This window comes from Weizmannia sp. FSL W8-0401 (genome assembly GCF_038009125.1).
GTDB lineage: Bacteria > Bacillota > Bacilli > Bacillales > Bacillaceae_C > Weizmannia > Weizmannia coagulans.
In genome coordinates this window covers 2,120,986-2,135,481 of record NZ_JBBPAG010000001.1, presented here as the reverse complement: position 1 = coordinate 2,135,481, position 14,496 = coordinate 2,120,986, and the positions used below count along the sequence as shown (strand labels likewise).

The 14,496-nt window shown below is 46.6% G+C and carries 12 protein-coding genes; 10 read left to right on the top strand and 2 right to left on the bottom strand.

The window, feature by feature from the left end; genetic code table 11:
- Window positions 1–12 precede the first annotated feature (12 nt).
- From NSU00_RS10435 to NSU00_RS10425, 3 genes are all read left to right on the top strand, one after another.
- Window positions 13–1,008, top strand: a complete 996-nt coding sequence (locus NSU00_RS10435; protein ID WP_340703650.1) for a proline dehydrogenase family protein — start codon at window positions 13–15, stop codon at window positions 1,006–1,008.
- A 480-nt stretch (window positions 1,009–1,488) separates the two neighbouring features.
- Window positions 1,489–2,163: a hypothetical protein gene (locus NSU00_RS10430; RefSeq protein WP_013859953.1), complete on the top strand. Its 675-nt coding sequence runs from the start codon at window positions 1,489–1,491 to the stop codon at window positions 2,161–2,163.
- 16 nt (window positions 2,164–2,179) lie between these two features.
- On the top strand, window positions 2,180–2,956 hold the full coding sequence (locus NSU00_RS10425; protein WP_013859952.1) for a hypothetical protein: 777 nt from the start codon (window positions 2,180–2,182) through the stop codon (window positions 2,954–2,956).
- 187 nt (window positions 2,957–3,143) lie between these two features.
- Here the strand turns inward: NSU00_RS10425 and rpsD are convergent, their stop codons facing one another.
- Complete coding sequence (gene rpsD, locus NSU00_RS10420; protein ID WP_013859951.1) at window positions 3,144–3,746, bottom strand: 30S ribosomal protein S4; 603 nt, start codon at window positions 3,744–3,746, stop codon at window positions 3,144–3,146.
- A gap of 499 nt (window positions 3,747–4,245) precedes the next feature.
- On the opposite strand from rpsD, the gene NSU00_RS10415 reads away from it, so the two are divergent.
- A complete protein-coding gene (locus NSU00_RS10415) occupies window positions 4,246–6,114 on the top strand; it encodes a sensor domain-containing diguanylate cyclase (RefSeq protein WP_340702790.1) in 1,869 nt (622 codons plus the stop codon).
- Between the two features lie 230 nt (window positions 6,115–6,344).
- Here NSU00_RS10415 and NSU00_RS10410 read toward each other — a convergent pair whose 3' ends face one another.
- Entirely contained in the window at window positions 6,345–6,824 is a 480-nt protein-coding gene (locus NSU00_RS10410; protein ID WP_340702789.1) for a GAF domain-containing protein, read from the bottom strand.
- A gap of 162 nt (window positions 6,825–6,986) precedes the next feature.
- Here NSU00_RS10410 and refZ point away from each other — a divergent pair, with 162 nt between their 5' ends.
- From refZ to mbcS, 6 genes are all read left to right on the top strand, one after another.
- The gene (refZ, locus tag NSU00_RS10405) at window positions 6,987–7,625 is read left to right on the top strand and encodes a forespore capture DNA-binding protein RefZ (protein ID WP_019720711.1); all 639 of its coding nucleotides are present in this window, start codon (window positions 6,987–6,989) and stop codon (window positions 7,623–7,625) included.
- A gap of 292 nt (window positions 7,626–7,917) precedes the next feature.
- Complete coding sequence (gene ezrA / locus NSU00_RS10400; RefSeq protein ID WP_340702788.1) at window positions 7,918–9,618, top strand: septation ring formation regulator EzrA; 1,701 nt, start codon at window positions 7,918–7,920, stop codon at window positions 9,616–9,618.
- A gap of 464 nt (window positions 9,619–10,082) precedes the next feature.
- Entirely contained in the window at window positions 10,083–11,237 is a 1,155-nt protein-coding gene (locus NSU00_RS10395) for a cysteine desulfurase family protein (RefSeq protein WP_019720714.1), read from the top strand.
- A complete protein-coding gene (gene thiI / locus NSU00_RS10390) occupies window positions 11,234–12,442 on the top strand; it encodes a tRNA uracil 4-sulfurtransferase ThiI (protein ID WP_035188423.1) in 1,209 nt (402 codons plus the stop codon). Before NSU00_RS10395 ends, thiI begins: the two co-directional genes overlap by 4 nt.
- Window positions 12,443–12,530: 88 nt before the next feature.
- Entirely contained in the window at window positions 12,531–12,734 is a 204-nt protein-coding gene (locus tag NSU00_RS10385; RefSeq protein ID WP_013859944.1) for an alpha/beta-type small acid-soluble spore protein, read from the top strand.
- Window positions 12,735–12,867: 133 nt separating this feature from the next.
- Complete coding sequence (mbcS, locus tag NSU00_RS10380) at window positions 12,868–14,442, top strand: acyl-CoA synthetase MbcS (protein ID WP_340702787.1); 1,575 nt, start codon at window positions 12,868–12,870, stop codon at window positions 14,440–14,442.
- The last annotated feature ends 54 nt before the right edge of the window (window positions 14,443–14,496 follow it).

Here is a 14,496-nt window from a genome sequence, read left to right as displayed (position 1 = left end):
AGGGAAGGCGATATGGCAAATTTGACGAGGGATTTTTTCATCGGCCTTTCAAACAGCAGGTTTTTAAATAAAAGTGCGCAAAAATGGGGTTTTCGGTTCGGTGCTGAAAAATTTGTTGCGGGGACGGATATTGATTCCGTCACCCGGACTATCCGGGAAATGAATGCCCGCGGAATCAGCTGCACCGTTGACAATCTGGGCGAATTCGTATCGGAAAAATCGGAAGCGGCATCGGCGAAACAGCGCATCCTGCAAATGCTGGACAGGATCCATGAGGAGAACATGGACTGCCATATCTCGGTGAAACTGACCCAGCTCGGGCTGGATATTGACCGCACGTTTTGCCTGCAAAATATGGAAGACATTTTGGCGCGTGCAGCGGAATACGGGATTTTCATCAATATTGACATGGAAGATTATACCCATTTTCATGCTACAATAGAGGTGTTGAAAACCCTGCTTGAAACGTACCAAAATGTCGGAACAGTCATCCAGGCGTATTTGCGCAACGCCGAAGCGGTTATGGATGAACTGAAGGATGTCCGGCTCAGGATTGTAAAGGGCGCTTACAAAGAAAGCGAGACAACCGCTTTTCAGTCAAAAGCGGAAATTGACCGGAACTATGTAAAGCTTGTAAAAAAACGGCTGCTCGGCGAGGCATATACGTCCATTGCCACCCATGACCACCACATCATTCGCGAACTGGAAGCATTTATTGAAGAAAACCAAATCCCACACAGCCGGTTTGAGTTTCAGATGCTGTACGGATTTCGCCAGGAGATGCAGTATGAACTGGCGAAAAAATACCATTTCACGACGTACATGCCGTTCGGAAATGACTGGTTCGGCTATTATATGCGGCGCCTTGCCGAACGCCCGCAAAATGTGAACCTTATTGTAAAGGATGCACTGTATACAAAAGATAATAAATTGAAAAAAGAACCGCTTCTCACCGCTGCCCTGACCGCTTCGCTTTTCATGCTGTGGCGACGCAAAAGGAAGAAATAAGAAAAAGGCCGCTCCGCAAAGCAACCGTGCCCCGGGCGGCCTTTTCTATTTCATTTTGTTGATTTGTATTTCTATCCCGGCCGCGCCGTGCCTAACCCGGCATGGGCAAGCTATCAGTAAATTGTGCCACAACGGTGAAAACCAATGGCACGGACTCCTCTTTTTTTATTTTCCCGCACGGTTAAGGACTTTCCAGTTTGGACCAACCCAATTATGCATATTGGACTTCTTTCGGTTCAATTTTTGTAATCGAAAACATGTTCATTGCTTCCATTACATCACGTATACGTTCAATCGTAGCGCCATAGTATTCATTTCTTTCATCCCTTGATACTTGAGACGGGGCCACTCCCAGTCCGAAGATTATTTTTCAATAGTTTGACCGTATCGGAATTTGTCGAATGAATTTAGTGGATTTTTGGCGAACTTTATCTATATAATTTATTTAAAATATTAAAACAAAAAAGGGGGAATAAGCTAATGAATAGAAAAATTAAAATCTGTATTTTTTCATTCATTGCATTTGTAATGACAATAGTTGGTTATGGAGGTACGTCTAAAGCATTGGCAGATGACTCTGAATCAGAAGTTTCAGCAGTTTATGATATTAAAAATGGCGATCCCATAGCGGTTTCAAAAAACCAATGGGATGAATATCAAGAGGTGCAGGATTGGGAGGATGAACCCGATGTTCCATCAACCTATTTAAAAAAAGCTGTTGACATTTCCGAAAGACGTGCATGTATGGGTGGCTGGGCTTATTCCGCAACAAAACAAGGATATGCATTTTATAAGATAGTGGAGGGAACTCATTACCTTAATAGAACAAAAGACAATGTGACTATAACATCAACATTTACTGGTACACATTCCAAAAGCTCAACAGCAAGTGGAAAATTAGGTGGTGGTTGGAAACCTGTAAGTGCTGAAGTGGGATATAATGCCGACCGGACAGTATCATGGTCTAAATCTGATTCAGTGAAAATAACTGTCCGTCCTAAATATGAAGGATGGAATGATTATGGAACAAAACGTGATAAATGGTATGGCACGTATTACTATCTAAGCAATAGTTGTGTGCAATCAAAAAACGTTCAGCTCACCGTGTATATTCCGAAAGTGAAAGCAGTCGTTGCACACACAAAACATTTATAGATGAGGGGCAACGACCATGACACGGCCGATTTTTAGACACGCTTGTACAATTTTTGTGATGCTTCCCATTCTATTAAACGGTTGTTCAGCAAGTCATTCCGGTAACCAGGTGAAGCATGAAATACAGCCAAACCACACCAAGGCCAAGGAGAATAGCCAAGCGGCGTCCCTTAGTCTTGACCAAATGATGATGACTGAGGCATCAAAAGACGAACAGCAAACACCGCTCGATACCGTTACCCATGTGGTTAAATGGAAGTTTTCAGATGAAAAAGATGTTGTTCCTTCTAAGAAGAATATATTATGGGAAACCCATTTGGGAAGCGAAGCGGTCGTAGCAACCAAAGTACCAAAACTTAAAGATTCAAGATTGAATCTGTTTGCCCTGTCCTTTCATGACGGTAAGTGGGGAATAAAAAACGTGACAGATGCCCCTATTGATCGTTTGGAAGATCATGTTAAAGGTTTAACGCTTCCTATGCAAAAATATGCTGTAATCACCTCAGATTTTGATGGAAAATCGATATGGAACATCACAGACGGGAAAAGAACAGTCATGATTGCACTGTATCCCCAATTTTCCTTTTCCATGCCTGAAGGAACGAAAACCATTCCGTTTAAGGGCGATGAGGCTTTTGTAAATACTCGATCGAAAACGCAATCCTTGTTTTATTATTTTGACCAGGAAAAACTGATTTGGATCTATGGTGATTTGTCTGAAAGCGAAATCATAAAATTGGCTAATTCACTGCCAAGTGCTGGATCTCCCAGTTTTCCCGAAGCATCATCATAGACCCAAACCGGGAATGCCATCTGAGAAAATGTGATGCAGTGGTTTTTTATGATCCTCGATTAAGAGGGGAGGGCTTGGAAGTCTGAGGGCCATATCTTTCTGTTGGCTAATTTTTCACCTGTTTATAAATTTGTGTCTCAGAATATAAAAAAACCCCGGAACCAGAGCGGTTTCGGGGTTTTACACATTACCTTGAGTAGAACTCGACGATTAACGATTCGTTAATTTCAGCCGGCAGTTCCGAGCGTTCAGGGAGGCGGCTGTAAGTCCCTTCAAGCTTGTCTGCATCAAAAGAAAGGTAATCCGGCACAAAAGTTGTCGTTTCGATCGCTTCTTTGATGACATCCAAGTTGCGGGATTTTTCGCGCACGCCGATCGTTTGCCCCGGTTCTACACGGTAAGACGGGATATCGACGCGTTTGCCGTCAACGAGAATATGCCCATGGTTTACGAGCTGGCGTGCCTGGCGGCGTGTGCGGGCCAAACCCAGACGGTAAACAAGGTTGTCAAGGCGTGATTCCAAAAGCACCATGAAGTTTTCACCATGTTTCCCTTGCATTTTGCCGGCTTTCAAGAAAGTGTTATGGAATTGGCGTTCATTTAAGCCGTACATATGGCGAAGCTTTTGTTTTTCCTGCAATTGCAAGCCGTATTCAGACAATTTTCTGCGCTGATTCGGGCCGTGCTGCCCGGGTGCATAAGGGCGCTTCTCCAATTCTTTTCCGGTACCGCTTAAAGAAATCCCGAGACGGCGGGACAATTTCCAGCTTGGACCTGTATAACGAGCCATGAAAGACTCCTCCTTTGTTTTTATTTTGTTGTAAAATAAAAACAGATATCATGGACACTTCTTCATGCGTATTTTGTTTTCATGTACCATCGCCCCAGCAGCAGAGGGTTACACGATACACCTTGCATTCAGGCAAGGAACAAAATACAAACACAAAGCCGTCCAATAAGGCTGCATTATTTTACACAACGTTGATTATATGTTTTTAAAGATAAAAAGTCAACAACAAACGCAAATTGGGCTGTGTTGCGACAAAAAATTTTCACATTCCGTTCGCGCGGCTTCATAACAGGACTTAAGACACAATATATACAGTATATCGGTTAGGCAGACTGTACATTTATAGTTCTTTTGCATTATAATGGTATTAATTTGACCGGTTTTTAACATTTTTACGTCTCCCGTGCAGTTTTTTGTTTTAATATTCTTCATTTTTAAGGCTCGCGCTTTTTATGCGTTTTTCGCTTTTATACGGAAACAGGGTCAGGGTGATTAGGAAATGGAAAAGAAAGAAAATCATTTAATCCTATATTATAAGTCCCGTTTACTGGATTTAATGAATCTTGAGGCAGCAAGTAGCCTGGATGACTGGGTGGCGGTCGTGGCAGAAGTGCTCAGCGCTGATCATATCGTGTATTATAAGCCGGACAGCGAGAACACAAAGTTTTACAAAATATGCGGCTTTTACAATCCTTTCCGGCATGACGTCGAACTTGTCGTGCCATCCGGAAAAATTAAAGCTTTAAAAACAGCCTCCCAGGTTGTCACAAATGGGAAACTGAAAAAGGATCCTTATTTAAAACAGTTTAACATTGCTTTTTTTATTCCGGAAAAAAACATGGAGGATGGCTGCCTGCTTCTTTCCATTCCAAACAGGATGTTCGGGGAGCTGTCTGACGCGGATTTGCAGGCGTTTGTCAGGGAAAGCCGGAACTTCCTGCAGCTGAAGTATGAGTTGTCTGTTGTCGAAGCCGACAGAAAGCGTTACATCGAATTATTCCAAGTGACCGGAAAATTCCATTCTTCCATGGATACGGATACGATCCTTGCAGAAATCATTTACACGCTGAAAAGGCTGTATCCGGTTTTTGAATACACCTTAATGCTGTCGGACGATTATCACCACAATCTTGATTTGCCGATCAAATCGCTGCAATATGATGCGGTCGACGAAATGGCGCTCGAATCATATGTAAACGGCCAGGTCCACCTTGCCACGGTATGGCGGACAAACGAAACGATGCTTTATGCGCCGCTAAGGGGAAAGCAGGGCGTGTATGGCGTGCTGCAGGTCATCACTTTTACCAACTATGAATTTAATCGCAGCGATTTGGAATTTATCAGCCTGCTGGCCAATACGGCGGGAAGTGCGCTTGAAAATGCCAAGCTGTACCAGCAGTCGATGCAGTCCATTGAAGAACTCCGCCTGATCAATTCGGTTTCCCGCCAGTTAAATAAAAGCGCGAATTTAAAAGAAACCGTCGATTTTTTAATGAAACAGATCTCCAGTTCATTTGATACCCAGGCAATCGGGTTCGTGATGATGGAGAATGGGAAAATGGACCTACTTGAAGGTAGCAGCCCCATTTTTGAAGAAAAGGAAGGCGCCCGTTATCTTGAATTTGCAAACCGTTCGTTTGCCGAAAAGAAAGAATCCCTGTTTATCAGCAATTTAAACCGGCGCTTTCCCGGCAGGAACTATCGTTTTTCTTCGCTGATGGCTGTCCCGATTATCCAGGAAGATGATTTAAAGGGGTTTTGCCTTGTTCTTCATGAAGCGCCTTACCATTTTTCTTTCGACAGGTTCAAACTTTTTCAGTCGCTTATTTATCAGTCGGGCATGGCCTTAACCAACTCCATGCTTCGCGAGCGGCTTGAAAAAATGGTGATTACCGATCATCTCACCCAGCTGTTTGCCAAAAATTACTTGAACAGCCGGATGGAAACTTCTATTGGTGAAGATGAGCAGGGCACGCTGATTTTGCTCGATATTGATGACTTTAAAAAAGTCAATGATACATACGGCCATCAAACCGGGGATGAAATTTTGATCCAGGTTGCAAAGCTGATCAAAGAAAACATTCGTTCAACCGATATCGGAGCAAGATGGGGCGGAGAGGAAATGGCGATTTATCTTCCCGGCGTGCCGCTTCAAACAGGGGTGCAGGTCGCCAAAAGGGTGCTTGCGGCTGTTCGGAAAAATACAAATCCTCCGGTTACCATTTCCTGCGGGGTGTCGTACTGGAATAAAGAGATGAATGAAACGGCGGAGTCCCTCTTTAACAGGGCGGACGCCGGATTGTACCATGCGAAAAGCCTCGGGAAAAACCAGGTTGTCATCAGCGATATGGAAATGAAATCCAATTAGGGCGCACTGCAGCTGATTTCTTTTGTCAGCCGCCTTTAAAACCCCCCTTGCCGGATCCGGCAAGGGGGGCATTTTTTATGCATTTCGTTACTGTTGTAATATCTGCTTCAGGCCACAAACCCCGGCTGCCTGTGCCAAGTTCGTCCGGCCTGCGGATTTTGGGTTTGGGCATGGGGCTTTGCCAGCCAGTATCTTTTGCCGCCCTGATTTTTCAGCCTGCGAAACCGGCCTTACAGCACTTTTTCCAGCGCAGCGGCAAAAGCTGCCAGCCCTGCCTCATCTTCTGCATCAAAACGATTTTTTTCCGGGCTGTCGATATCCAAAACGCCGACCACTTCCCCGTTTTTCATAAGCGGTACGACAATTTCAGACTGGGAAGCGGCGTCACAGGCAATATGGCCTGAAAACTGCTGGACATCGGCGACCCGGAGCACCCGTTTTTCTTTCCAGGCTGTCCCGCACACCCCTTTCCCATACGGAAGCCGCACACAGGCCGGCAAACCCTGGAACGGCCCGAGGACGAGTTCATCCCTGGATGCGAAATAAAACCCAACCCAGTTCACCCGGTCAAGAAACTGGTTTAACAGCGCTGTAGCATTGCTTAAATTGGCAATTTTGTCCGGTTCGCCTTCTGTGAGCGCGATCAGCTGTTTTACGACAAGATCATACTTTTCTTTCTTCGTACCCTGGGCATTTTCTGCATGAAACATTGCCATCATCCTTACATCAGCAAATTTTTTAAAAACGGGGCGGGATTTTGTCGGAAAGTTTTTAAAGGAACCCCGACCCGGCATATGGAATAGTACGGAATAGAATATTTTTAACACAAAAGGGGAAGCCCGGCAAGCAAAAAAGAGGAAAGGGTGGAACAAATGGACGGAAACAGCAGCGAAACAAAAGAAAAAATATTCAATACGGCGATTGCTTTATTTCATACGAAGGGCTATAAAGGAACGACGATCAGGGCGATTGCGGCTTCCGCAAAAGTCAATTCGGCCAATATTTCCTATTACTTTAACGGCAAGCAGGGGTTGCTGGAGGCGTGCTTTATCCGCTTTTTTGAACCGTATATTGCCTGCCTTGAAGAAGAAGTGCAAAATCTTTCGGAAGAAGGATTAAAACGGGCGGCCTTCCGCATCCTGCACTTTCAAAGCGAAAACCACCTGCTGTCCAGATTTGTATGGCGGGAAGTCACCGTTGATTCGCAAATTGTCCGCGAAATTTTGTCCACTTATTTCATGAAAGAGCGTTATTTATTGAAAAAACTTGCCAAGGCTTGGTGCGGGCCCGGAATCCAGGCGGGCAAACTGAACTTTCTCATGATTCAGCTGAAAAGCATGCTGTCGATGCCGTATTTAAACAGCCAGTACATTCGGGAAGTATGGGGCATGCAGCCGGAAGAACCGTATTTTGCCGAAAAATACGGCAAATCGGTTGCCGAATGGCTGGACAGCATCCGGCAAAACGCGGGGGCGCAGCCGGAACCGCTGCTGCTTGAAACCGCTTTTTAATGTGCCGGCCCGGGCCGGCTGTTTTTAAATGCCGGCAGCTTTCCGAAAAAGCCCGCCGCCGTGCAAAAAATAAGCGCCGGCTTTTTTTATTTTGGGTGCGGAAAAAACCTTCCCCAAAATGAATCGAAAAATCTCGAATTTCATAGTCAAATATTGTCATTACATGGTATCATAGAATAAAAATAAACATACATGCCTATGGATATCGGGAAGGATTGCTCCGGTATTCATACATACATAATGAGCGGATATTAAGGTTTGATTTGTGGACGAACGGGAGGCTTTCAAGTTTATGATGTATGGCATCATTGGCGCTATTCTTTTGTTGCTCGTTTTATTGACTTGCGGTTTTTTTATCAGGAGGCAATTTTATAAAGAGATTGACAAGCTTGAAGCATGGAAAATTGAAATCATGAACCGGCCTGTCACTGAAGAGCTAGGAAAAGTCAAACGGCTCAATATGGGCGGGGAGGCGGAAAGTTTATTTGAAGGCTGGCGCAAAGACTGGGAGGACCTTTTAAACGAGGAACTGCCGGCAGTGGAAGATAAGCTCTTTGAAATCGAGGAGCACACCGACAAATACCGTTTCAAAAAGGCGAAAGAAGTACAGGCGGGAGCAGAGGCGATTCTTCAAAATGCGGAACAAAAAATAAAAGATATACTGGACGGCGTCAATGAACTGATGGATGCCGAGAAAGAATCCCGGAAAGAAGTGGAAGAACTCGGGAAAATCTTCAAAGACTTGAAGAAACAGCTCCTGACACGGCGCCATACATACGGAAAAGCCATTAAAAGCCTCGATTTGAGAGTGGACAGCCTGGCGGAGAAATTTGTCCGTTACCATGAACTGACGGAAGCCGGGAACTATTTGGAGGCAAAGAAATTAGCCGATGAACTGAAAGCAGAAACAGAAATGTTGCAGGAGGATGCCGGGAAAATTCCGGATTTGCTGGCGGAAACGGAATCGCTTTTGCCGATGCAGTTTGCAGAATTAAAAGAGGGCTACAAAGAAATGGCTGCACAAGGCTTTGCGCTCGATCACCTGCAATTTGATGAAGAAATGAAGGAACTTACAGAGAAGCTTTCGGCTTACCGAAAACAACTTGAACAGGCTGACACAGCGGATGTCGAGGAAGGCATCCGGGAAATCAAGGAAAGAATAGAAACGATTTACGATATTTTAGAAAAAGAAGCGTACGCGAAAAACTATGTGCTCAAGCATTTCCGCGAAGTGAAGGATATCCTGGATGAAGTACGGGAAGAAAACAAGCGCCTCAAAACAGAAACAGAATCCGTGCAAAAGACATACCAGCTGCATGAGGAAAACATGGCTGTTCCTGCTGAACTCGAGAAACAATTGGAGAAACTGGCCGCGCGTTTGGCGGTCCTTGAAGTAAAAATTCCCGAAAACGAAACGATTTATTCCGTGTTAAGCGAACAGCTCAAAGAAATGGAAGGGCAGATTGAAAAACTGCGGGATGACCAGAAGACGTTTAACGAATTTTTGCAGAACCTGCGGAAAGAAGAAATGGAAGCACGCGCGAAGATCGCGGAATTGAAGCGGACAATCCAGGATATGCGCCGCCTTGTCGAAAGAAGCAATATTCCTGGGCTGCCGGACTCGTACCGTACCCTGTACGAAGCGGCCTGGAACGCGATTCGTGACACTGCCGAAAGCCTCCATGCCACGCCGCTAAACATGGAGAAGGTCAACCGCCATCTGCTGGAGGCGGAACAGGCAGTCGGAAACTTTGAAAAAAGCACGAAAGCTTTAATGGAAAATGTGCAGCTTGCTGAAAAAGTGATTCAATACGGCAACCGTTACCGCGCTAAATATAAGAAAGTGGCGGACGGGCTAGAACGCGCAGAAGCGGCTTTCCGGCGCTACGATTATGAGAAGGCGCTTGAAGAAGCCGCAACGACAGTGGAAGCGGTGGAGCCCGGCGCATTGAAAAAAATTGAAAAAATGCTGGAAACTGAAGAATTACTTTGAAGCAAACGGAAAAAATACGGAGCACTCCCCGTTTTTTTCGTTTGCTTTTTTCTGCGCCTTTCAGCCGGCAGGCAGGCCTTTCATGCGGCTGATGCCAAACAGACGCACTCGTTTTTTGGCGCCTGGTTCTTTAACCTGGTAAACAGGCACGGGTGAAGACCTCTGAGCCTTAAGCAACTTATTTTCTGTCTGAACAAGTTAACGCACATGGGCGAACGTGCATCCTTTCGACAATTCGGGCAGGATCTCCTCGACCGAACAAGTTAACGCGCATGGGCGAACGTGCAGGGCCATTGCCGCCCCATCCTGGAGATGAAAGACCAGTGCCGCGAAAGAAGCGGCGCGGAGACCGGGATGGGCGGCGCATAACGGGAGTATATCGGTTGTAAGCTCGTTATCCGGCATGGTATATTAGGCAATGATGCAGGTCTGGATCCAATTTTATGCCAACAGAGGGTGTTCAAATGATTTACTTTGACAACAGTGCCACAACGAGGCCTTATCCGGAAGTGCTGGATGCTTTTGTGAAAACATCGGAAAACTATTTTGCAAATCCCTCTTCCCTGCACAGCCTCGGCGCGCGTACAGAGAAACTTCTCACGCAGGCAAGACGGCAAATTGCGAGCCTTCTCGGCGCAGACGAGAACGAAATTTTTTTCACATCCGGCGGCACGGAAGGCAATAATCTGGCGATTAAAGGGACAGCCCTCGAGTACCGTTCAAGGGGGCGCCATATCATTACGACGGCTGTTGAACATGCATCTGTTTTTGAAACATGCCGGCAGCTGGAAGAATGGGGCTTTCGCGTCACGTATTTGCCGGTTGACAGGAGCGGAAGAATCAAACTGGACGATTTAAAACAGGCCATCACGGATGAAACGATTCTTGTTTCCGTGATGCATGTGAATAACGAAGTAGGAACAGTGCAGCCGGTGGAAGAAATCGGGCAGCTTCTCAAAACTTACCCGAAAATCCTGTTTCATACAGACGATGTCCAGGGTTGCGGAAAAGTTCCGCTTTCCCTGCATGATGCCGGCATCGATCTTTGTACGGTTTCCGCGCATAAATGCCATGGCTTAAAGGGAACCGGGATATTATATAAACGGGCAAATCTCCGCCTGTCACCGCTTTTAACCGGCGGGCACCAGGAGAGGGGCTTGCGCAGCGGCACCGAAAATACAGGCGGAATCGTTGCAGCCGGAAAAGCGCTCCGCCTGGTCCATGAAAAATTTGAAGCCGGGGCGGCAGAAAGAACGGCCCGTATCCGGGATGCCCTGATCGAAAAACTTCAGGAGATGCCTGCTGTGACAGTCCATACCAATCCGGCTGTTTCAGCGCCGCACATCCTGAATTTTTCCGTCCGCGGCATCCGCGGCGAAGTGCTCGTGCATGCGCTTGAAGAGGAAGGCACTTATATTTCCACAACAAGCGCCTGCTCTTCAAAAACGCGGGAACTGAGCCGCACGCTTCTTGCCATGGGGGTTTCCGAAGACGAAGCCGAATGGGCGGTGCGCGTGAGCCTTTCTTATGAAAATACAATGGAGGAAGCGGAACGTTTTATCCGCATATTAAGGCAAACAATCACAAATTTACAACAAGTGTTGGGGAGAAATCAATGAACTATGACCGCATTTTAATCCGTTATGGGGAACTTTCGACAAAAGGGCATAACCGCCAGTTTTTTATCCGGCATTTAAAAGACAATGTCAAAAAAGCGCTCAGGCCTTTTGGCGGCATTGAAGTCCAGGCGCTGTACGACCGCATGTACGTGCTCTTGCATGGCGCAGACGGCGGGCAAGTCATCGATATTTTAAAATCAATCTTCGGGATCCAGTCATTCAGCCCGGCCGTCCGCACCCGGAAACAGCTCGAAGACATCGAGCAGGCGGGGCTCGAACTCGTCCGGCAAAACTTTGCGAAAGGCAAAACCTTCAAAGTGTCAGCCCGCCGCGGCGATAAAACATTTGAATACGATTCGAATGATTTGAACCATCTCGTCGGCGGCTATATTTTAAAGCAGCTGGACGGCATTCAAGTCAATGTAAAACAGCCGGATATCGAGCTGCTTGTGGATGTCCGGAAAAACGGCGTCTATTTGTCCACTGAAGTGATAAAAGGATCCGGCGGGCTTCCTGTCGGTGCGTCCGGAAAAGCGATGCTCATGCTTTCGGGCGGTATTGACAGCCCGGTTGCAGGATACCTCGCGATGAAACGCGGCGTGAAAGTGGAAGCGGTCCATTTCCACAGCCCGCCGTTTACAAGCCCGCGTGCAAAGCAAAAAGCGCTTGACCTTGCGCAAAAAATTTCCGCCTACAGCGGCTCCATGAAAGTGCATATTGTCCCCTTTACAAAAATCCAGGAAACGATCCATAAAGGGGTTCCGGAAGGCTATTCGATGACCGTGCAGAGAAGGGTGATGCTTGAGATTACCGACCGGCTCCGTAAAATTCATAACGGGCTTGCGATTGTAACCGGCGAAAGCCTCGGCCAGGTTGCCAGCCAGACGCTCGACAGCATGGTTGCAATCAATGATGTCACAACGACACCAGTGTTGCGGCCGCTTGTTTCGATGGATAAGCTGGACATTATTGATATTGCCCAAAAAATCGGCACATACGACATCTCAAGCCTTCCGTATGAAGACTGCTGCACGATTTTCACGCCGCCTTCGCCGAAAACACGGCCGAAACTCGAGCTTGCGCGTCTTTACGAAAGCCGCCTCGACCTGGAACCATTGATTGAAGAAGCGGTGCAAAATACGGAGGACGTCTTTATTACACCAAATGAAACGGCGCAGGAAGAAGATTTTTCTGAGCTGTTATAAAATCCAGTAATTGGCAGCACCGCCAATAAACTTACAACATGATGCCATGTGTTTATGCGCAATCTATACTCACAAGGAGGTGAGACACATGGCACAAAGCAACAACAGCAACCAATTGCTTGTAAGCGGTGCTGAACAAGCACTGGACCAAATGAAATACGAAATCGCTCAGGAATTTGGCGTAAACCTTGGTGCTGATACGACTTCCCGCGCAAACGGGTCTGTCGGCGGCGAAATCACGAAACGCCTTGTTTCGATGGCTGAACAACAATTAGGCGGTACTTCCCGATAACTGAATGAAGAATGGATAGAGAAGCGGGCCTGAATCGGGTCCGCTTCTACTTGTTTTTGGCGTAAATTTGTATCATATTTTTTTAATATCAGGTATAATAATGAGGTACTAAAAAATTCTGGAGGCGATTCGCTTGCGTCGTAGTGACCTGATTGCGCCACAAACATACAATATAGCCGAAGAAATTGAGAAATATGCCCGGGACCCGCACAAAGTTGCGCTGATTTGGGAAGACAAAGAAGGCATGCACAGAGAAGTCACATATAAAGAATTAATTGAAAATGCAAACCGGACCGGCCATGTCTTTTTGGAAAGCGGGCTGAAAAAGGGAGATACCATACTTGTCATGGTTCCGCGTATTGTAGAAGCATACGAAGTATATCTCGCTGCAATGAAATGCGGCATCGTCCTTTTACCGGCCTCGGAAATGCTGCGGACAAAAGATCTCGACTACCGGATCGAAACAGGGGATGTAAAAGGCGTTGTCGCCCATTATTCATGCACCGCACAGTTTAAAGATGTCCGCGGCATTGAAAATTTGAAAAAATTCGTAATTGGAGCACCGGAACCGGGATGGGCGTTCCTGGATGAAAAGAAAAAAGCAGCCCCTTGTGAACTGGAAATCTTCAAAACGTCAAAAGATGATATCGCCATTTTGTCCTATACTTCCGGGACAACCGGCAATCCGAAAGGCGTTATCCATACGCACAGCTGGGGATATGCCCATTTGCGCACGGCTGCCCCGAACTGGCTTGGCATTCAAGAAGGCGACCGTGTTTGGGCGACGGCCGCACCGGGATGGCAAAAATGGGTGTGGAGTCCGTTCCTTTCCGTTCTCGGTTCAGGCGCAATCGGGTTTGTTTACAACGGCCGTTTTGACCCTGAAAAATATTTGTCCCTTTTAGATGAATATGAAATCAATGTGCTCTGCTGCACACCGACTGAATACCGTTTAATGGCAAAAGTCGATGATTTGTCCCAGTATCATCTGAAAAGCTTAAGGAGCGCGGTCTCAGCCGGAGAACCGCTGAACCGCGAAGTCATCGATGTTTTCCAAAACCATTTCGGCATCACGATCCGCGACGGTTACGGCCAGACGGAAAGCACGCTGCTCGTCGGTTATTCCCTTGATACGCCGTTGCGCCCGGGTTCAATGGGCAAACCGTTTCCCGGGAATGAAGTCGAAATCGTAAATGATGACGGGAAGCCGTGCAAACCGGGTGAAACCGGCGATATTGCCGTCCATAGAGACACGCCTGCGCTTTTTAAAGGCTATTATAAAGAGCCAGAGCGCACGGCCAAGCAGTACCGCGGCGATTACTTCATTACAGGGGACAGGGCAAGAAAAGACGAGGACGGTTATTTCTGGTTTGAAGGCAGGCGGGATGATATCATTATTTCTTCCGGCTATACGATCGGACCGTTTGAAGTCGAAGATGCCCTTGTCAAGCATCCGTATGTGAAAGAATGTGCCGTTGTTGCAAGCCCGCACGAAATCCGCGGCAGCATTGTGAAAGCTTTTGTCGTTTTAAAAGACGGCATCAGCGAGAATGTGCCGGGTCTTGTAAAAGAACTGCAAAACCACGTCAAACAACTGACCGCGCCGTACAAATATCCGCGTGCAATTGAATTTATCAAGGAATTGCCAAAAACGGCCTCCGGCAAAATTCGCCGTGTCGAGCTCAGGCAGCAGGAATGGAATAGATAAGAAACGAAAAGCCGGGCATTTTTTTTCAAAAAATGCCCGGCTTTTTGTTTTAAT